Source organism: Nocardia sp. NPDC023733 (assembly GCF_040639775.1).
Lineage (GTDB): Bacteria > Actinomycetota > Actinomycetes > Mycobacteriales > Mycobacteriaceae > Nocardia > Nocardia rosealba.
Window position 1 is genome coordinate 200,065 of record NZ_JBFAAN010000009.1, and the last position, 19,889, is coordinate 219,953.

18 protein-coding genes are annotated in these 19,889 nt (G+C 67.7%); 10 read left to right on the forward strand and 8 right to left on the reverse strand.

Annotated features, from left to right (window positions below):
• Positions 1-4: 4 nt before the first annotated feature.
• Positions 5-1,411 (reverse strand): family 2B encapsulin nanocompartment shell protein, encoded by a 1,407-nt coding sequence (locus AB0F86_RS27070; protein ID WP_181697763.1) that lies wholly within the window; start codon positions 1,409-1,411, stop codon positions 5-7.
• A gap of 497 nt (positions 1,412-1,908) precedes the next feature.
• On the opposite strand from AB0F86_RS27070, the gene AB0F86_RS27075 reads away from it, so the two are divergent.
• Entirely contained in the window at positions 1,909-4,866 is a 2,958-nt protein-coding gene (locus AB0F86_RS27075) for an AMP-binding protein (RefSeq protein ID WP_356987326.1), read from the forward strand.
• A gap of 57 nt (positions 4,867-4,923) precedes the next feature.
• On the opposite strand, the gene rffA is transcribed toward AB0F86_RS27075, so the two are convergent.
• Together rffA and AB0F86_RS27085 are read right to left on the reverse strand one after the other, a co-directional pair.
• Positions 4,924-6,060: a dTDP-4-amino-4,6-dideoxygalactose transaminase gene (gene rffA / locus AB0F86_RS27080; RefSeq protein WP_356987324.1), complete on the reverse strand. Its 1,137-nt coding sequence runs from the start codon at positions 6,058-6,060 to the stop codon at positions 4,924-4,926.
• Positions 6,057-7,097 (reverse strand): glycosyltransferase, encoded by a 1,041-nt coding sequence (locus AB0F86_RS27085; RefSeq protein WP_225282608.1) that lies wholly within the window; start codon positions 7,095-7,097, stop codon positions 6,057-6,059. The genes rffA and AB0F86_RS27085 overlap by 4 nt, the downstream gene beginning before the upstream one ends.
• A 259-nt stretch (positions 7,098-7,356) precedes the next feature.
• On the opposite strand from AB0F86_RS27085, the gene AB0F86_RS27090 reads away from it, so the two are divergent.
• The 3 genes from AB0F86_RS27090 to AB0F86_RS27100 are packed head-to-tail and all read left to right on the forward strand — an operon-like array spanning position 7,357 to position 10,218.
• Positions 7,357-9,543 carry a hypothetical protein gene (locus AB0F86_RS27090; protein WP_356987322.1) on the forward strand — a complete coding sequence of 729 codons (2,187 nt, stop codon included), beginning with the start codon at positions 7,357-7,359 and terminating at the stop codon, positions 9,541-9,543.
• Complete coding sequence (locus AB0F86_RS27095; RefSeq protein ID WP_067499127.1) at positions 9,540-9,983, forward strand: GtrA family protein; 444 nt, start codon at positions 9,540-9,542, stop codon at positions 9,981-9,983. The genes AB0F86_RS27090 and AB0F86_RS27095 overlap by 4 nt, the downstream gene beginning before the upstream one ends.
• A gap of 10 nt (positions 9,984-9,993) precedes the next feature.
• Positions 9,994-10,218 (forward strand): Trm112 family protein, encoded by a 225-nt coding sequence (locus AB0F86_RS27100; RefSeq protein ID WP_181697768.1) that lies wholly within the window; start codon positions 9,994-9,996, stop codon positions 10,216-10,218.
• Between the two features lie 6 nt (positions 10,219-10,224).
• Here AB0F86_RS27100 and AB0F86_RS27105 read toward each other — a convergent pair whose 3' ends face one another.
• From AB0F86_RS27105 to AB0F86_RS27125, 5 genes are all read right to left on the reverse strand, one after another.
• Entirely contained in the window at positions 10,225-10,845 is a 621-nt protein-coding gene (locus tag AB0F86_RS27105; RefSeq protein ID WP_356987320.1) for a TetR family transcriptional regulator, read from the reverse strand.
• A gap of 52 nt (positions 10,846-10,897) precedes the next feature.
• Positions 10,898-11,653, reverse strand: coding sequence for an ABC transporter permease (locus AB0F86_RS27110; RefSeq protein WP_225282600.1), 756 nt, complete (start codon positions 11,651-11,653; stop codon positions 10,898-10,900).
• Positions 11,650-12,381, reverse strand: coding sequence for an ABC transporter ATP-binding protein (locus tag AB0F86_RS27115; protein WP_356987318.1), 732 nt, complete (start codon positions 12,379-12,381; stop codon positions 11,650-11,652). The genes AB0F86_RS27110 and AB0F86_RS27115 overlap by 4 nt, the downstream gene beginning before the upstream one ends.
• Before the next feature lie 73 nt (positions 12,382-12,454).
• A complete protein-coding gene (locus tag AB0F86_RS27120) occupies positions 12,455-13,357 on the reverse strand; it encodes a multicopper oxidase domain-containing protein (RefSeq protein ID WP_356987316.1) in 903 nt (300 codons plus the stop codon).
• Complete coding sequence (locus tag AB0F86_RS27125) at positions 13,354-13,716, reverse strand: multicopper oxidase domain-containing protein (protein ID WP_356987315.1); 363 nt, start codon at positions 13,714-13,716, stop codon at positions 13,354-13,356. The genes AB0F86_RS27120 and AB0F86_RS27125 overlap by 4 nt, the downstream gene beginning before the upstream one ends.
• Positions 13,717-13,874: 158 nt before the next feature.
• Between AB0F86_RS27125 and AB0F86_RS27130 the strand changes: the two genes are divergently transcribed.
• The 6 genes from AB0F86_RS27130 to tyrS all read left to right on the forward strand — a co-directional run bounded on the left by AB0F86_RS27130 (position 13,875) and on the right by tyrS (position 19,513).
• Positions 13,875-15,050 (forward strand): FAD-dependent oxidoreductase, encoded by a 1,176-nt coding sequence (locus AB0F86_RS27130; protein ID WP_356987313.1) that lies wholly within the window; start codon positions 13,875-13,877, stop codon positions 15,048-15,050.
• Positions 15,051-15,054: 4 nt separating this feature from the next.
• Positions 15,055-15,933, forward strand: a complete 879-nt coding sequence (locus tag AB0F86_RS27135) for an RNA polymerase sigma-70 factor (protein ID WP_220139268.1) — start codon at positions 15,055-15,057, stop codon at positions 15,931-15,933.
• 37 nt (positions 15,934-15,970) lie between these two features.
• On the forward strand, positions 15,971-16,594 hold the full coding sequence (locus AB0F86_RS27140) for a DNA-3-methyladenine glycosylase (RefSeq protein ID WP_356987311.1): 624 nt from the start codon (positions 15,971-15,973) through the stop codon (positions 16,592-16,594).
• A 108-nt stretch (positions 16,595-16,702) separates the two neighbouring features.
• Entirely contained in the window at positions 16,703-17,128 is a 426-nt protein-coding gene (locus AB0F86_RS27145; protein WP_181697775.1) for a DoxX family protein, read from the forward strand.
• A gap of 201 nt (positions 17,129-17,329) precedes the next feature.
• Entirely contained in the window at positions 17,330-18,175 is an 846-nt protein-coding gene (locus tag AB0F86_RS27150) for an alpha/beta hydrolase (RefSeq protein ID WP_356987309.1), read from the forward strand.
• A 51-nt stretch (positions 18,176-18,226) separates the two neighbouring features.
• Positions 18,227-19,513: a tyrosine--tRNA ligase gene (gene tyrS, locus AB0F86_RS27155; RefSeq protein ID WP_356987307.1), complete on the forward strand. Its 1,287-nt coding sequence runs from the start codon at positions 18,227-18,229 to the stop codon at positions 19,511-19,513.
• Positions 19,514-19,889: the final 376 nt, after the last annotated feature.

Here is a 19,889-nt window from a genome sequence, read left to right on the forward strand (position 1 = left end):
CCGTTCAGTCGGCCCGGCGCGCGACGAGGACGTCGTCGAGCACACCGAGCGCGTCGGGCACCAGCACAGCCGCCGAGTAGTAGCAGCTCACCAGGTACGACATGATCGACTGATCGTCGATCTGCTTGAACCGCACGTTCAGGCTCGGCTCGTACTCGTCGGGAATCCCGGTCTGGTGCAGGCCGACCACGCCCTGGTCCTTCTCGCCGATACGCATCGCCATGATCGAGGTGGTCTGGGTTTCGCTGATCGGGATCTTGCCGCAGGGCAGAATCGGCACACCGCGCCAGCCGGGCACCCGGTGACCCTGGAATTCCACCGGGTCGGGGTACAGGCCACGGCGCGAACATTCCCGACCGAACGCGGCGATCGCCTTCGGGTGGGCGAGGAAGAATTTCGTTCCACGGCGCATGCTGAGCAATTCGTCCATGTCGTCGGGGGACGGTGCGCCGGATTCGGTGGTGATGCGCTGTTTGAGATCGCAATTGTGCAGCAGGCCGAAGTCGGGATTGTTCACCAGATCGTGTTCGCGACGCTCGTAGAGCGCCTCGACGGTGAGTCGCAGCTGCTGGTCGACCTGGTTCATCGGGTCGTTGAACAGGTCGGCGACCCTGGTGTGGATCCGCAGCACGCTCTGGGCCAGGCTCAGCTCGTACTCGCGCGGACTGGCGTCGTAGTCGACGAAGGTGCCTTCGAGCAACGGCTCCCCGGAATGGCCCGAGGCGATCTCGATATCGGCCTCGCCCTTGGAATTCTGGTTCCGGCTCGACGCGGTCGACGTATCCGCCCGGATCCGGGCCAGGCCGGGGGTCGACTCGAGGAACTGCTCGAATTCCTGCCTCGGCAGGCAGAGGACGGTGGTCTTGGTGACTGTTTTCACGGTGTCCGGCCAGATCGCCGACGGGTCGGTGAGCATCTCCTCGCCGTAATAGTCACCGCCGGACAGCAGGCCGAGTTTGGTGGCCTCCCCGTATTCACCCGAACCGATCCTGGCCAATTTCCCGTGGACGACGAGAATGACCTGATCCATCGGATTCCCGAATTCCGCGAGCACGGTTCCGGGGTCGAGATCGTATTGCACGAAACTGTCCGCGAGGGGACGCAAGAGGTCGTCGTCGTCGATTTCGCGCAGCGGGGGCAGTTCGCGCAATTCCTGCGGGATCACCCTGGCCCGGGCGCCGTCGACGACGAATTCGACCTCCCCGTTGCCGACGGTATGGGTGAGCCTTCGGTTGACCCGGTAGATACCGCCCGCCACCTGCACCCATGGCAGTGCGCGCGAGAGCCAGCGCGAACTGATGCCCTGCATCTGCGGCTCGGATTTGGTGGTGTGGGTGAGCTTCTGTGCTGCGTTGGTGGACAGGCTCTTGCGTACGGAATTGTCTGTGGGCAGCGGCATTTCGATGGTCATAGCATCCTCACCTCGAGTGGATTCGGGTACGGCCGATCGACCTGTCGTCGTGTGACGACAGGTTGGGGCGTTGGTGAAGCGAATGCGAATGGTCCTGCGCGGGTCGACCCCGGCGTGTGAAACGTGTTGCACGAAAAGTGATGTGCGGCAGAGCGTTCCGGACGACAACGATGTTAGGTGCTGGACGGCTTGCTCGCGCACGATCGCGAAAAATCGGGTCCTGACCGGGAGATCCCTTGTGCGATAGGCGATTGCGGACACGGCGGTGTCCGCGAACGGCCGGTCGAACACCTGGACTTCCGGCTCCGCAACACGCTCGTTTCGGACTGCGGCCGCGCCGGTGACGAAGGGGCCACCGACCGGCGTGGTGTGACATGAAACGCCGCAACATGCGGCCTGTCACAGCCGACACATAATGGAGGTCCGGTGTGGTTAGCTCATATGAGCACATCGGGGTGTGTGAGGTGCATCACAGTCGGTAGGGTCAGGTGGGAACGGTGAATATCAGTCCAAAAGGTGTGGTCGGGTCGGTGCAGCGATTGCTGGCTACCGCGCAGAACGGGCTGGAGGTGATCCGCTTCGGCGGACTGGCGCACGACGTCGAGTCCTCGCCCTTCGAGGTCGTCGAACGCAGGCGCATGTACCGCCTGCGGCACTACTTCCCGGATGACACGACGCCGGGCCGTCCGGTGGCGCTGCTGGTTCCGCCGCTCATGGTGAACGCCGACATCTGGGACGTGAACGCGGCGGGTGGTGCCGTCGGGATTCTGAACGCGGGCGGAATCGACTGCTGGGTCATCGATTTCGGTTCCCCCGCCACCGAGGAGGGCGGCTGGGAACGCGACCTGGCCGATCACGTGCTGGCCGTGAACTCCGCCATCGACACCGTGTGCGAGGCCACCGGCGCGCAGGTACACCTCATGGGCTATTCCCAGGGCGGCATGTTCGCCTACCAGACCACCGCCTACCGCTACGGCAAGGGCGTCGCCTCCATCGTCACCTTCGGCAGCCCCGTCGACATCGTGGCGGGCATGCCGTTCGGGCTGCCCTACGGCCTGGTGTCGGAGGTGGCCGACTTCCTGGCCGACCACGTGATGCACCGGCTGCCGATCACCGAATCGATGGTGCGCTTCGGCTTCCAGATGCTCGACCCGGTGAAGACGGCGAAGTCGCGCATCGACTTCCTGCTGCAGCTGCACGACCGGGAGGCGCTGCTGCCCAAGGAACGTCAGCGCCGCTTCCTCAACAGCGACGGCTGGGTCGGATACGCGGGGCCCGCGGTCGCCGACCTGCTCAAGCAGTTCGTCGCGCACAACCGGATGATGCTCGGCGGCTTCGTGATTCGCGATCATCCCGTCTCGCTCGCCGAGCTGAAGTGCCCCATCCTCGCCTTCGTCGGCGAGGTCGACGATATCGGCCAGCCTGCCGCCGTCCGCGGCATCGTGCGCGCGGCGCCGCACGCGGAGGTGTACGAGGCCAGCCTCGTCGCGGGTCATTTCGGGCTGGTCGCCGGTTCTACCGCCACCAATCACACCTGGCCGATGGTGCGCGACTGGATCGCCTGGATGGACGGCCACGGCCCGCTGCCCGAAACCATCGCCCCGATGCAGGAGCACGTGCCGGGCAACGCCCCGCGCACGGCGGCCACCCGCATGGTGCACACCGCCGCCAGCCTCGCCGAGGCAGGCGCCGGGGTCGGCAAGGCGCTGGAAGGCGTCGCGGGCAGCACGATCCGCGGTTCCATCGAGATGGCGGGCGAGGCGGCGCGCGCACTGCCGCGCCTGACCCGCCTGGGCATGATCCAGCCGCACACCCGCATCTCCCTCGGCAAACTGCTCAGCGAACACGCCAGGCGTGCGCCCCAGAAGGACCTGGTCCTGTTCGACGACCGCGTGCACACCAATGCCGCCGTCGAGCAGCGGGTCGACAATGTGGTGCGCGGCCTGATCTCGGTCGGTATCCGGCCCGCCATGCGGGTGGGCATCGTGATGGAGACCCGTCCGAGCGCGCTGGCCTCGGTGGCCGCGCTCTCGCGACTCGGTGCCGTCGCCGTGCTGCTCGCCCCCGGCGCCGAACTCGATCGGGCCATCGAACTCACCGGCGTGAAGACGCTCGTCACCGACCCGGAGAACCTGCGCGCCGCCGCCGGGACGAACGCCCGGGTGCTCGTGCTCGGCGGCGGAGACCAGCGCCGGCTCGCCGTGCCGACGAGCGACCGGGTGATCGACCTCGAGCAGATCGACCCCGACACGGTTCGTGTCCCCGCGTGGTACCGGCCCAACCCCGGCCTCGCCCGCGAACTGGCCTTCGTGCTGGTGCTCGGCACCGGCGATCGCCTCGAGGCGAAGTACATCACCAATCACCGCTGGGCCCTGTCCGCCTTCGGCACCGCGAGCGCCGCGGACCTGGACCGCCGCGACACTGTGTACTGCCTTGCGCCACTGCACCATTCGTCCGGGCTGTTGGTGAGTCTCGGTGGCGCTATCGCAGGCGGCAGCCGCATCGCGCTGGCCAGGCCGGTGGACATGGACCCGGGCCGGTTCGCCGAGGAGGTGCACCGCTACGGCGTCACCGTCGTCACCTACACCTGGACCATGCTGCGCGATCTGCTCGACGCGCAGGTCTTCCCGGCCGGGTACAACCATCCGATCCGGTTGTTCATCGGCTCCGGTATGCCGAAGGGGCTGTGGCGAAGGACCATCGAACAATTCCCGCCGGCGCGGGTGCTCGAGTTCTACGCCTCCATCGACGGTGACGTGGTGCTCGCCAATGTCACCGGCGCCAAGATCGGCGCCAAGGGCAGGCCGGTTCCCGGCACCGCGACGGTGGAACTGGTGGCCTACGACCCGGTCAGCGAGCAGATCCTCGTCGGCGACGACGGCTTCGCCCGGCGCTGCGCCGACAACGAGCCCGGCCTGCTGCTCGGCAAGGCCGTCGACGGCGGCGACATCTCCGATGGCGGGCTGCGCGGGGTGTTCCGCGCGGGCGACGCCTGGTGGCCGACGGAGAATCTGTTCCGCCGCGACGGCGACGGCGACTACTGGCTCGTCGACCGCCGCGACACGGTGATCCGCACCGCCCGGGGCCCGGTGTTCACCCAGCCGATCGTCGACGTGCTCAACGACATCACCCCGGTCGACCTCGAGGTGGCCTTCGCCCTGCCGACCCCCTCGGGAACCCTTGCCGCGGCCGTGCTGAGCGTGCGCGACGGGTTCCGGATCGAACCGGGCGATGTCACCGAGGCGATGCGCGCGCTCGATCGCAGTCAGCGCCCCGACCTGGTCTATGTGGTCGAGGAGATCCCGCGCAGCACGAGCTTCCGGCCGTCGGCGTCGGCGGTCCAGGCGTTCGGATACCCGAAGGCTGGGCCCGGCACCTGGATCTACAACCGCGAGACCGACACCTACGAGGTGCTCACCGACGCGGCCGCGGCGGAACTGTTCGGCGGCAACTGACACATCGACGACGAAGGCCGCCCGGCGAAACCGGGCGGCCTGCGTCGTATCCGAAACCTAGACGCGGTACTCCGTGACGGCATCGACGACGCGACCGAGCTGCGCCTCACTGAGCATCGGCCACAACGGCAACCGTACGATGGTGGCCGAGAACTGCGCCGACCGCGTGCACGGCACCGGAGTGCGCCCGTACTTGAGCCCCGCCGGGCTCGAATCGAGCGGAATGTAGTGGAACGGGGCGACGATGCCGCGCTCGGCGAGGTGCGCGATGATCCCGTCGCGGCTGTCCTCGGTCGGCATCCGCAGGTAGAACAGGTGCGCGGTGTGGCCACGGTCGGCGGGCACCGTCATCGGGCGCACGTCGTTGGCGGCGGCCCAGTCGGGCAGCGCGGCCGCGTAGGTGTCCCACACCCGGTGACGAGCGGCCTGGATGGTGTCGAACTCGGCCAGCTGTGCGTCGAGGACCGCGGCGTTGAGTTCGCTGGGCAGGTAGCTGGAACCGATGTCCTGCCAGGAGTACTTGTCGACCTGCCCGCGCAGGAAACGGGCCCGGTCGGTGCCTTTCTCGCGCATGATCTCGGCGCGACCCATCAGGATCTCGTCCGACAGCAGCAGTGCGCCGCCCTCACCGCAATGCACGTTCTTGGTGTCGTGGAAACTCTGGGTGCCCACCGTGCCGATGGTGCCGAGTTGCCTGCCGCGCCACGTTCCGCCGAGGCCGTGCGCGTTGTCCTCGATGATCGCCACACCGTGCTGCGCGGCCAGTGCCAGCAGCGGTTCCATGTCGGCGGCGACACCGCCGTAGTGCATCACCACGATCGCCTTGGTGCGCTCGGTGATCGCCTCGGCTGCCGCGGCGGGGTCGATATTGCCGGTCGCGTCGTCGATATCGACGAACACACAGGTCGACCCGCGCAGCGCCATCGCGGTGGCGGCCGAGGTGAACGCGAAACTCGGCACGATCACTTCGTCGTCGGGGCCGAGTTCGAGCAGCAGCGCGCCGAGTTCGAGCGCGTGCGTGCATGACGTGGTGAGCAGCGCGTGTTCGGCGCCGGTGATGGCCTTGATCTTGGCCGTCGCCGACTTGGTGAACTGACCGTCGCCGTGGCTGTGATCGGAATCCAAGACGGCCGACAGGTTGGCGCGCTCGGCGGCGGCACGGAACGGCCTGCTGAAGATGATGCGGTCGTTCACTCGCGGAGGTCCTTGTCCGTCACGGCTGCCGGCACCGCGACGTCGACTCGATGGTTGGAGACCGGCGCGTGCATCGTATCCGGGCGCGGTGTCGGGGTCTGCACGGTCAGGTACAGCGGCTTACCGACCAGGATGTGCAGGGCCACACCGAGATACTCCGCGATCAGGCCGAGCGAGAACAGGGTGGCACCCGAGCACAGCAGCAGTACGACGATGATCGACGCCCAGCCCTCGGGGTCGTGATTGTCCTGGGTGAGCGCCTGCACCACGATGAACGCGGCCATCGCGACACCGGCGAGCGCCAGGCTCACACCGAGCATGCTCACCAGGCGCAGGCCGCGAGTCCCGCTGCACAGCACCATCTTCCAGAACAGCGAGAACAGGCGACGGTAGTTGTAGCCGGACTCGTCGCGCCCCTCGGCGCGCAACACCACCGGCACCGAGACCGTATTGCCGACAACCCAGGTGAGCGCCACGTCCAGGTAGACGCCGTTGGCGGCGACCTCGGCCAGCTGACGGCCGATATCGCCGCGGATCAGCCGGAAGCTCTCGAACCGGGTGGAATCGGGGAAAGCGAACACGGTGGCCAGCACGATCTTCGCGCCGCGTGAGGTGAGGTTGCGCAGGAAGCCGTGCGGGCGGGTGTTGGACGGCTTGGAGTAGACGAGATCCGCGCGCGAGGCCAGTGCCGCGTCGAGGAAGTCGGCGATGAAGGCCGGGTCGTGCTGGCCGTCCTCGTCCATCGTGACGATCCAGTCGCCGCGCGCTGCCGCCATGCCCGCGATGGTCGCCGCGTCCTGACCGAAGTTGCGGCTCAACCACACCGCGCGCACCTGCGGGTAGGAGCCCTCCATTTCCTGCAGCACCACATCGGAGCGATCCGGCCCGTTGTCGTGGACGAGGATGATCTCTTCCACCGCGAACCGCGCACCCGATGGGGTCGTGCTCGGCCCGGTGAGCCCGTCCAATTCGGCGACCAGCGCGGCGATCGTGTCCTCACCGCGGTAGACGGGGACGACCACCGACACCGAATGCACCGGATGCGAACCGTTGCGCTCGGCGGCGCCCGCGCGTGGCACAGCGCCGGACCGGGACGAATGTGCGGTGGGAAGCGGCATGGGTCGACTTTCGGTGTCTTGGCAGGCGAGGGGTGTGGGCACTCTAACACCGCACGGTAACGGGTCGGCGGTGCCGGATCGGGCTGTGCGAGGAGCTGTCACGCGGGGATGCCTGTAGGGTCTGGTGCTCGTGGTGGAAAGTAGAAACCCGTCCCGACGTTCGGTCTACATCTGGGGCTTGATCACCGCCCTCGGCGTGATCGCGGGCTATGGCGCGGTGCTACTCGCCAACGTCCGGCACTTCTACACCGACGACACCGAATCGCAGTACGTGCCGCTGTGGGTGATGCTCGGCAACCGGCTGCGCGACGGCGATCTGCCGGTGATGGTCCCCGAGCACTGGATGGCGGGCAACTACGCCATCGAAGAAGCGGGCCTGCTGAATCCGCCGCAGCTGCTGATCGATCTGATCGCGCCCTCGGTGGACAACCTCGTGCTCTACGCGACCGTGGTGAAGCTGATCTTCGCGATCATCCTCGGGCTCGGCGTCTACCGGATCTGCCTGGTCTACGGCTCGCGCGTGCAGTGGGCGGCGCTGGCCGGTGTGTCGATCCCGTTCACGGGCTGGCTGCTGTTCTTCGACGAGGCCAGCTGGATGACGGCGTTCACCGGCACCGCCTGGATGGTGCACGCGTGGGCTTCGGGTGTGCGCTACGCGCGCGGAAACAGCGGCCCGATTCCGGTTTTCGTGTATCTGTACCTGGCGATTTCGGTGCAGTACATCTTCCCGGCGGTCGAGGCCGGGCTGATGATCGGCGCGGTCGCCATCGGCGAACTCGTCTACCAGCGGACCTGGCGGCCGACGCTGCGGCTGCTGTTCGTCTCCGGCCTCGCCGCGCTGGCCGGGCTGGCCACCTATCTGCCGAGCATGCTGTCGGCGAAGGTCACCTGGCGCGGAACTGCCCAGATCAACAACGACCAGTTCCTCACCGTGCCGTGGTCGGAGTCGCTGAACGCGAGCCTGCCCACCACACTGCCCGCGTTCACCTCCTGGTGGGGCTATGTGCAGCCGATGCCGGTGGTCTACATCGCCTGGTTCCTCGTTCCGGCACTGGCGTTCGTGGACTGGAACCGGGCGCGCGGTGCGTGGCGCGAGCTCACCGGCATCGCCGTGTTCGCGATCGCCGCACTGATGTGGACCGCGGGTCCCGGCACCATCGGCCCGCTGCGCTGGCCGGCCCGGGTGCTGCCGATGGTCGCGCTCGGTCTGTTGCTGCTGGTCTGTGTGCTGCTCGGCCGGTTCGCGACCTTCAAGGACTGGCGGGCGCGAGGCATCGCGGCGGCTGTGCTGATCGGACTGCTGTGGGTGCGGTCGTTCTCGGCCGACCCGCACAACTGGATCGCCCACGTCATCGCCGCGCTCGCGCTCGCGGCGCTCGGTGCGGCCGTGGTGTGGCTGGCGGTGCAGAAGAGCACGACCGCCGCGGTCGCCCTCGCGATCATCGCGGTGTTCCCCATCGCCTACATCCAGGTCGAACGCGCCCAGCCGACACCCATGAGCTGGAACCTGCCGAGCGACCGGGCCGCCGCCCGCGCCGCGTTCCCCGAATTCGCGGGCACCACGCTGCAACTCGGTGACCGTGCCCTGATCCCGCCGGGGGAGCGCACCCTCGACGGCGCCTACGGTTCGCTGGTGTTCGGCAACTACGCCAAGGACATCGAACGCACCTACGTCAGCGGCTACACCCCGAACGGGCACTACTGGTTCGGCGACATGCTCTGCATGCGCTGGGACACCAGCGTCTGCCCCGACGCCTACCGGCGCGCGTTCGCCGTCGAGCCGTCGACGGGCAAGACCGTGGTCGACCTGATGAACATCGACCGGGTGGTCCTGCACCGCGCCCTCTACCCGGACGCCGCCACCCAACCGGCCCCGACGGGCTGGAAGTGGGTCGACTACCCCGGCCACGAGAAGTACATCGCGGTGCTCGAACGCGAGGACGGCCTGATCTCCACCCGCAACGGCCGCATCTCGGCCGTCGAGAACGCGACCGCCGTCTCCACCTCCGAGAGCGACACCACCAGCAAGGTGCGGCTGAGCTCGGAAAACGGTGGGCGGGTGGTGTTCGCGCGGCTGGGCTGGCCGGGCTACCGGGTGAGTCTCGACGGCAAGGACATCCCGTTCAAGGTGGTCGCCAAGAGCTTCGTCGCCGTCGACGTCCCCGCCGGAACCACCGATGCCGAACTCGAACTGACCTGGCGTCCGCCGGGCTGGAAGATCGGCGGCGCCGCGATCGGCCTCGGCCTGCTCGGGCTCGCGTTCTTCCAGTGGCTGTACGTGCGCGGCCGCAAGCCCGAACAGGAAGCGCCCGCCGCGGAAACCATCCCCGACGGCGACGCCGAACTCGCGGACGCGCTGCGATGACCACCGAGGCGGTCCCCGCCGACGGCGTGCTCGCCACGCCGGGCCCACTGCTGCGGATCGTCAAGCGCCAGGAACTGGCGTTCGCGATCGTCGGCGGGTTCAACACGCTGCTCGGCATGGTGCTCGTCGTGTGCTGGCTGCAGGTACTCGGCGACGACCGCCCCGGCCTGTCCGTCGTCGCGGCGTACGCGGTGAGCACGGTGGTGGCCTTCGTCCTGCACCGGACCCTGGTATTCCGGGTGAGCGGCAGACTCCTGCGTGACTTCGTCGCCTTCTGTGGCGTGAACGCGGGCGGGCTCGTGCTGAACGTGGTGCTCGTGGAACTCGCGGTGAAGGCGTTCGGGTTTCCCGCCGAGCCGGCGTCGGTGGTGGTGATGGGTCTGGTCGCGGTGCTCAGCTTCTTCGGACACCGCTACATCTCGTTCCGGCGGGCGCGGTAGGTTAGGCACCATGGCGCACGAATCCACCATCGACGCAACCCTGCTCGGCCTGCTGGCCTGCCCCCAGGACAAGGGCCCGCTGCAGCTGGTGCGCACCGAAGCCGGTGCCAGCGTGCTCTACAACCCCCGCCTGCGCCGCGCCTACCCGATCGACAACGGCATCCCGGTGCTGCTGATCGACGAGGCTCGCGACGTCACCGACGCCGAACACGAATTCTTCCTCGCCGAATCCTGAGCCGGTTCAGTTCGGCTGAGCGGCATCGATCCGGCCCGTCAGATATCGCTGCATACTCGGCCCGACCGCCGCGACGACCGCGTCGAGCGGCATCGAGGCGAGCGGCTCCACACAGATCACTTTGCGCGCGATCAGGACACCCATCATCTGGGCCGCCGCCAGTGACACACGGGCGTGACCATCGTCGTCCGGTCGCGCGATCCGGACGCGCACCCGTTCCAGCACCACCTTCAGCAGGAATGTACGCGTCATGTCCGCGTCGCCGGTGAGCATGCTGCGCACCATGGCGACGATGCCTGGCCCGGCGGGCGAGTCCCATATCCCCACCACCGCGCGCACGATCGTCGCACCGAGCTCGTCCAGCGGCGCCGAATCCACAATGCCGAGGGTGGCTTCCGGGTCGACCGGGAATTCGACGACGGCCGCGAACAACTGCTGCTTGGTGCCGAAATAGTGGTGCACAAGGGCGGGGTCGACCTGCGCGGCGGCGGCAACCGCGCGGATCGAGGTCTTGTCGAACCCGGCCTCGGCGAAGCGCGCACGGGCGGCGTCCAGGATCGCCGCCCGGGTGTCGACATTGCCCGGCCGTCGCCCCGACCGTGTGCCAGGCGATCTCTTCGCGCTCATTCCAGGACTCCTCCACCGACCGACACGCGGACCCGCTCCGCGCCGTGCTCCGCTACGGCGTGCGTCTGCGCAGTGTCGCAGCGCCAAGACACAGTGCCACAATCGCGAACCCGGCAACGACGGCGATATCGCGCCACATCGTCGCGGTGGGTTCGGCATTGATCGACACCTCTTGGAGCGCGTCGACGGCGTAACTCAACGGCAGGACATCGCTGATCGCCTCCAGCCAGCCGGGCAGCCGGTCACGCGGAACGAGCAAGCCGCACAGGAAGATCTGCGGCGCGACGATCACCGGCATGAACTGCACCGCCTGGAATTCGGTGCGCGCGAACGCGCTGGCGAGCAGGCCGAGCGCCACCCCGCACACCGCGTCGACCACGGCGATCAGCATCACCCACCCCGGACTGCCCGCCGCCTCGAGATCGAGCAGCCAGAACGCCACAACACATGCCACGGCGGCTTGCGCGGCGGCGGCCAGCGAGAACGCGGTGCCGTATCCGGCGAGCAGATCCAGTTTGCGCAGGGGAGTGGTGAGCAGCCGTTCCAGGGTGCCCGAGGTGCGTTCGCGCTGCATGGCGATAGCGGTGATCAGGAACATCACGATGAACGGCAGGATGCCGAGCATGGTGATGCCCACCCGGTCGAACAGGGTCAGCGGTGCGTGTGGCGCCTGTGGTGTGTCCTGATAGATGAAGTACAGCAGCGTCATCAGTAGGGCCGGGACGACGAGGATCATGGCGACGGTGCGGTGATCGTTGCGCAGCTGCCGCAGGATCCGGCCGGTGGTCGCGGTGTAGGGAGTGCTCATGCCCGCGTTCCCTTCGTGATGAGGGCGAGGAACGCCGTTTCGAGGTTCTGTTCGCCGGTGCGTTCCCGGAGTTCGGCGGGGCTGAGCTGGGCGAGGAGCTCGCCGTCGCGCATCAGCAGCAGCCGGTCACAGTGTTCGGCCTCGTCCATCACATGACTCGAGACGAGCAGGGTCGTTCCCGCCGAGGCCAATTCGCGGAATCGCTGCCACAGTTCCACCCGCAGCACCGGATCGAGGCCGACGGTCGGTTCGTCGAGAACCAGCAGCTCGGGCCTGCCGACCAGCGCGCACGCCAGCGAGGCGCGGGTCTTCTGCCCACCGGAGAGCTGGTCGCCCAGTTGGTCGGCGTGATCGGTCAAACCGACTGCGGCGAGGGCGGATTCGGTGTCTCTGCGGTCGCGCCCGTAGAGCGCCGCGTAGTAGGCGACATTGTCGCGGACGCTGATATCGGCGTAGATGCTCGGCGCCTGGGTGACGTACCCGACCCGGCGTCGCAACCCGCCGCTACCCGCGGCTTCGCCCAGGACGGTGACCGTGCCCGATTCCACCAGCTGGGTGCCGACGATGCTGCGCATCAGAGTGGTCTTGCCACATCCGGACGGACCGAGCAGCCCGGTGATGGTTCCCGGCTCGATCCGTAGATCCAGTCCTTGGAGCACAGCGCGTTTCCCTCGGCGGACGGTCAGACCCACCACCTCGACGGCGGGTGATGATGCGGTGCGCGACATGGTCGCCTCAATTCATCAAGTGTTGAATTCACTACCTGATGAATTTAACTCCGTACTGGCAGCGCGGCAAGGGTCAGTGCTCGTGACCCGGGAGTGTCGCGGGAGCCTGACCAGACTCGACGACCACGAACTGGCCCATCATTCCCTGGTCCTCGTGCCACAGCAGATGGCAGTGGTACATGTACGGCGTGTCCGGATCGGCGGGCCCGTCGAACCGGAGTACCAGCCGCGCCGTCGTGTTCGGCGGCAGGAACACGGTGTCCTTGGCGCCGGCCAGTTCGGGCGGTGGTGGGCCGCCGTTGTACTCGGTGATCCGGAATTGCACGTCGTGAACGTGGAAGTTGTGGGCCTGACCGTCGGCATTGGCCACCGCCCACGTCTCGGTGGTGCCCCGGGTGACGACGGTGTCGATCCGGTCCATGGCCATCGCGCTTCCGTTGATCGCCGTACCGGCGAGCTCGAACCGCCGTTCGGTCACCGAGTCCTCGGGGTTCGGAAGAGTTTGCGCGGCGAGGTATTCCGGGACAGCCGTCGAGGGCCTCAGGGTCTCGGCCGCACGCAACTCGAGCACGTTGAAACTGTCGTCACCACCGGAGAACCGATTTCCCCAGAAGTCCATGCCCACATCCAGCTGACCACTGCGCAACACCGTGCGCTCACCCGGCCGCATCCGCACCACGATCTCGGCGCGTTCGCCAGGCGACAGCCGCACCCAATCCAGAGTCACGGGTCGCTCGAGCAACCCGCCGTCGGTGCCGACCAGCGCGAACTGCCGGGTGTCGTCGAAGGCGAAGGTGTAGACCCGCGCGGTCGAGGCATTGAGCAGTCGCAACCGGACGAGCTCGTCGCCCACCTCGCGATACGGGTCGAGGGTGCCGTTGACCATCGTCCGATCGCCGAGGAAGCCGGTATTGCGGAAGATCTTGTGCGCGCCGTCGAGCCGGTCGTCGCGCAGCCGCACGTCCTGCACGATCACCGGCAGGTCGTCGACGCCTCGGGCAGCTCGTTGCGCACCCGCACCCGGACCTTCTCGCCCCGGTTCGCACGCAATGTCGGCCCGAGATAGCTGCCGTTGAATCCCCATGTCTCGGTGGCTTCACCGGACTCGAATTCAGTTGTCCCCGTGCGCATATCGAGGGAGAAGACCCTGGTGCCGTCGGCATCGATGCTGCTGTCGGCCAGGGGTGGGATATTCAGCGGTCGCGTGAACTCTGTTGTGCCGACCGTCGATACGTCGGCCGACGACCACGTCCACGTCACCACGCTCGCGATCACTGTGACGAAAGCGATCGCGAGCGCGCAGCTGCCGAGGACGAGCCGGCGGAGAGTTCGCATGTCACGACGGTAGGTCTGCCCGACCCACCGTCACATCGGGAGCGTCACCCATTCGGACCCTGACTTTCCGCCGCTGTGATGCGGGTCACTTCGGTGGGTTGTCACGTTCGAGGGTCCTGTCTTGTCCCATGCACGACTTCACCGAAAAGGAGCAGGACATGACCACCACCACGCATCGCATCGTCGTCCTCGGCGCCGGCTACACCGGCTTGCTCGCGGCCGTCCGCCTGGCCCGCCGTACCAGGAAAACGAACGTGCACATCACCCTGGTCAACCCGTCGGCCCGCTTCACCGAACGCCTCAGGATGCACCAGATCGCGGCCGGTCAGGAGTTGGCGCACCACGACATCCCGACGATCCTCGCCGGCACCGGAATCCGGTTCGTCCAGGGGTTCGCCATCGCCATCGATCCGGACGCCCGCCGCGTATACGTCGACGGATTCGGTGACATCACCTACGACGAACTGATCTACGCCCTCGGCAGCAGCACCGACACCTCCGTGGTCCCCGGCGTCGCCGACCACGCCTGGACACTGAACGATCCCCGGCGCGCGCACGACTTCGCGCGCCGGGTGGCGGCCTGCCGCACCGTCACCGTGTGCGGCGGTGGTCTCACGGGGATCGAGGCAGCCACCGAGATCGCCGAAAGCCACCCGGACGTGCGCGTCACCCTCGTCAGCTCCGGCGAACTCGGCGCCATGATGGGTACCAAGGCCCGCGCCTATCTGAACACCGTGCTCGACCGGCTCGGCATCGTGCGGGAGATCGGTCAGCGGGTGACCGAGGTGACCGCCGATTCCGTCGTCCTCGCCGACGGCCGACAGATCGACACCGATCTCACCCTGTGGACCAGCGGTGTGCGCGTATCACCCCTGGCCGCCGAGTCCGGGATCGAGACGGACGAACGCGGACTGATCGTCGTCGGGCCAACACTGAAGTCGGTGTCGCACCCCACGATTCGCGCCATCGGCGACGCCGCCGCGATCCGTCAACCGTGGGGGCAGATCCACGGCACCTGCCAGAGCGGCCTGCCCTCGGCCACCTACGCCGCCGATGCGATCGCCGCCGAGCTGCGCGGAAAGACCGTGCGTCCCTTCCGCTTCGGCTACTTCCACCAGCCCGTCAGCCTCGGACGCCGCGCCGCCGTCATCCAGTTCACCCGCGCCGACGACACACCGGGCCGGTTCTACCTCACCGGCTGGGCCGCCCGGACCTACAAGGAGATGGTCAGCAGCAGCCCGGTCCCGGCGATCAAGGCGACCAAGCGGGTCCCCGTCGATCTGCAACTGTCCAAGGGTGGCGCGGCGACCCGCGATCTCGTCCGTCATGGTTGAGCACATGCAGGAGCACGACCCGTTCGTCGACCATCGCAGGCTGCTGTTCGCCACCGCCTACCGCATGCTCGGTACCGTCACCGACGCCGAGGACGTCCTGCAGGACGCCTGGCTGAAGTGGCACGAGACCGACCGGTCGGCGGTGGCCAACCCCCGCGCCTACCTGGTCCGCACCGTCACCAATCTCGCGCTGAACCGGCTCACCAGCGCCCGCGCCGTCCGTGAGAAGTACGTCGGTCCGTGGCTGCCCGAGCCGGTGCTCACCACACCCGACATCGCCGAGGACACCGCATTGGCCGACACCGTCTCCACCGCCATGCTCGTCGTACTGGAAACACTGACCCCGGTGGAACGGGCGGTCTTCCTGCTGCGCGAGGTGTTCGGCTACTCCCATGCCGAGATCGCCGAAACACTCGACCGCTCCGAGGCGGGCGTCCGCCAGATCGCGCACCGTGCGAAGAGCCACGTCCAATCACGACGCCCCCGCTTCGACGCCGACAAGGCCGCTCGCGCCCGCGTCACCGAACAGTTCATGGCCGCCTGCTCCGGCGGCGACCTCAACGCCTTGATGAACCTGCTCGCTCCCGACGTGACCTGCTGGTCCGACGGCGGCGGCATCGTCACGGCCGCTCGCCGCCCCCTGCACGGCCCCGATCACGTTGCGCGCTGGATCCTCGGCGTGCTCGCCAAACCGTCCTCGACCGGCGCCGAACTCGCCGCCACCGACATCAACGGTGAACTCGGCGCACTGATCACCTTCGCGGGCACGCCGGGTGCCGCCTTCACCTTCGACCTGGTCGACGGCCGGATCCAGAACCTGCGTTTCCAGGTCAACCCGACCAAACTCGCCGGCCTGAACGAGGGTCGCGACCTGCTCGGCTGACGGGATGTGGCGCTCGCGCGGATCGTTGCGGGTGAGAATGGGCGTCGTGTCTGCTCAGGAACTCGCTGTCGACCCGGCCGCCGCGGCGTGCCGGGTACTCGGATCGGTATTGAGGTCGGGGCCGGTGGCGATGCGCATCGTGGAAGTCGAGGCCTACGGGAGCGATGCGACCGGGCCGTGGCCGGATCCGGCGGCGCACTCGTGGCCGGGACCGACCGCGCGCAACGCGGTGATGTTCGGCCCCGCCGGGCGGCTCTATGTGTACCGCTCGTACGGAATTCACCTGTGCGTCAACGTGACCGCAGGCTTCGACGGTGTCGCGTGCGCGGTGCTCGTCCGGGCCGGGGAAGTGGTCGAGGGCGCCGAGATCGCCCGTGGACGCAGGCCCGCCGCACGCACCGACGCCGACCTCGCACGTGGACCGGGCAATGTGGGCAGTGCGCTGGGAATCAGCCTGTCCGACTACGGAACCGAGCTGTTCGACCCGTTCTCACAGGTACGACTCGAACTGAAGCCCCCGGTGCCGCTCGCCGAGATCGCCTCGGGCCCACGCGTGGGGGTGAGCCTGGCCGCCGAGGTGCCCTGGCGGTTCTGGTTGCCCGGCTCGTCGGCCGTCTCGACCTACCGGCGCAGTCCGCGTGCCACCAAACCCGTGAGCTAGCCGGGATTTCGAAATTCTTCGCCGACAGCGATGAGTTCTGCGGCGACGGCCCGTCCTATCAGTTGAACGCGCTACCCACCGAGCGCGACCGACCAGAAGGACGACAAGATGACCACCGCCACGCTTTCCGCGAACTCCACCTCCGCCGCCACCTACCGCCCCGGCAAGATCCGCAACCGCGTCCTGTGGACCCTGCAGATCGTGCTCGGCCTGTTCTTCATCATCGCCTCGGGCGGCCCCAAGCTGGTGATTCCGCACATTCTCATGGAGAACCCGCCGGCGAACATGACGATCCCGCTGGGGCTGCTCATCTTCATCGGCGTCGCGGAGGTCGCGGGCGGAATCGGTCTCATGGTGCCGCGCGTGTCCGCGCTGGCCGCCGCCGGTCTCTCGGTGCTCACCGTGCTCGCCGCCGCCACCCAGGCCTTCATCGCCGACCTGCCCGGAATGGCGATCTTCCCGCTGGTGCTCGCCGCGATCTTCGCCTGGATCGCCTACGAACGCCGCGCCACCATCACCGCGCTGACGCGATGAGCCACAACCCGACACGCTGACGATCACCGGACACCGAGTCCGGTGATCTCGGCGTGTTCGGGGCAGTCCCGCGACCGAATGGTGGGTTCGGTCGCGGGAGACAAAGTGTCGGCGCCGATCTCGTCTGCGAAGCCACTGTGGCGCGCGCCACGTAGGTGCGACGATCAGGGACCGGTTCGAGATCGCATCCCAGGAGCGCCCGTGTTCAGTTTTTCCAGCACCGACGGCACCGAGATCCATGTGCGCAGCTGGCTGCCGTCGGACACCGAACCGCAGGGCGTCGTGCAGATCGCCCACGGCATGGGCGAACACTCCGAGCGCTACGGCCATCTCGCCGAGCGATTGTCCGCTCTCGGCTTCGCCGTCTACGCCGACGATCACCGAGGCCACGGCCTCAGCATGGGCGAGGTACCGGGCGAGCTGGGCCCCGACGGCTGGAACCTGCTCGTCGCCGACCTGGTGGCGCTCACCGAGATCCTGCGCGAACGTCACCCCGGCCTGCCGGTGACGCTCTTCGGCCACAGTCTCGGATCCTTCGCCGTACAGCAGTACATCCTCGATCACGCCGACCTCGTCGACGACGTCGTGCTCTGCGGGTCGACCGCCGTCGACGGGCTGTTCGCCGAGATCGCCGCGGCGGGCGGTGACCTGACCGCCTTCTTCAACGCCCGCTTCCAGCCGACCCGCACCGACGCCGACTGGATCAGCCGCGACGAAGCCCAGGTCGACGCCTACATCGCCGACCCATGGTGTGGCTTCGCCATCGACCCGACGAACCTGGGCGAGCTGGCGGCCGTCGCCACCGAGCGGCTGGCGAAGCCAGTGGTGCGTCCCGATCTGCCTGTCTATGTGATGGTCGGCGATCAGGACCCGCTCAACGCGGGACTGCGATTGAGCGATCTGCTGGTCCAGCGCTACCGCGACGCGGGCCTGACCGACCTCACCTATCGGGTCTACGCCGGTGCCCGGCACGAGGTCCTCAACGAAGTCGACCGCGACGAGGTCGAAGCCGAGTTGGCCGCCTGGATCACCCGCGCCCGGACCTGAGGACATAACCGGGGTGCGCCCGGCCGACGCGATGCGCAAAGATAGATCCTCGTGACCGGCGACATCTTCGACGAACTGACCTGGCGCGGCCTGATCGCGCAGTCCACCGACCTCGACGAGTTGCGCGCAGCCGCGGCCGCGCAGCCGTTGACGCTGTATGCCGGCTTCGACCCCACCGCCGCCAGCCTGCACGCGGGCCACCTCGTCCCGCTGCTCGCGCTCAAGCGTTTCCAGCGCGCGGGTCACCGCCCGATCGTGCTCGCCGGCGGCGCGACCGGCCTCATCGGCGACCCTCGCGACGTGGGCGAGCGCACCATGAACTCCACGGACACGGTCGCGGAATGGGCTCAGCGCATTCGCGGCCAGCTCGAGCGGTTCGTCGACCTGGACGATTCGCCGACGGGCGCGGTGATCGTCAACAACATGGACTGGACCGGGCCGCTCACCACCGTCGACTTCCTGCGCGATATCGGTAAGCACTTCTCCGTGAACGTCATGCTCGCCCGCGACACCGTCAAACGGCGGCTCGAAGGCGAAGGCATCTCCTACACCGAGTTCAGCTACATGCTGCTGCAAGCCAACGACTACCTGCAGTTGCGCCGTGAACACGGCTGCACACTGCAGGTCGGTGGCTCCGATCAGTGGGGCAACATCATCGCCGGCGTCGAACTCAACCGGCGGGTCGACGGGGCGCACGTGCACGCGCTCACCGTCCCCCTGGTGACCTCGGCCGACGGCAAGAAGTTCGGCAAGTCCACCGGCGGCGGCAGCCTCTGGCTCGACCCGGAACTCACCAGCCCCTACGCCTGGTACCAGTACTTCGTGAACACCGCCGACGCCGATGTGGTCCGGTACCTGCGCTGGTTCACCTTCCTGAGCCGCGAAGAACTCGACGAGCTGGAACAGGCCACCGCCGAACGGCCCTTCGCACGCGAGGCCCAGAAGCGGCTGGCCGCCGAAATGACGACCCTGGTACACGGCGAAGCCGAGACCCGGGCGGTGGAACTGGCGAGCCAGGCCCTGTTCGGCCGTGGTGATCTGCGCGAACTGCCCGAGTCGACGCTCGGCGCGGCCCTGCGCGAGACCGCGATCGACGGCAAGGTCGCCGAGGTCGCGCCCGGTGAGCCCGACACCATCGTCGATCTGCTCGTGGCCTCGGGGCTGTGCGACAGCAGGGGAGCGGCACGGCGCGCGGTGAACGAAGGCGGTGCCTCGGTGAACAACGAGCGCATCAGCGACATCGACTGGACCCCGTCGGACACCGACTACCTGCACGGCCAGTGGCTGGTGCTGCGTCGCGGAAAGAAGAACATGGCGGGCGTGCGTCGGATAGCCTGATCCAGGAGCGGAGGCCTGAATCACATTCGTGTGATTCAGGCCGGTTCCGGCGCGTCGGTCGTGGCGCTGACCTGCGGGAATGCTGTGGCATCCAGGCGATTTGACGTTGCGTTATCCGGCGCGTAACTTATTGGAAGTCAGAGCGACACGGACGCAAGAGCCGGAGAGCGCCTGACAGGCCAAGATCAAGTGACCAGGGTAACGATTGACATCGCCTGGAAGCGTGGTTAGGCTGGAACAGTTGCCCAGCGGAAGATCTGAACAGATTCGGTGATCTGCTGGTGCGTGTGTTCTTTGAGAACTCAATAGTGTGTCGATGAATGTCAGTGCCAATATTTTTATTGGTTCCAGCCTTCGCGTACCCCCCGGTCGTGGG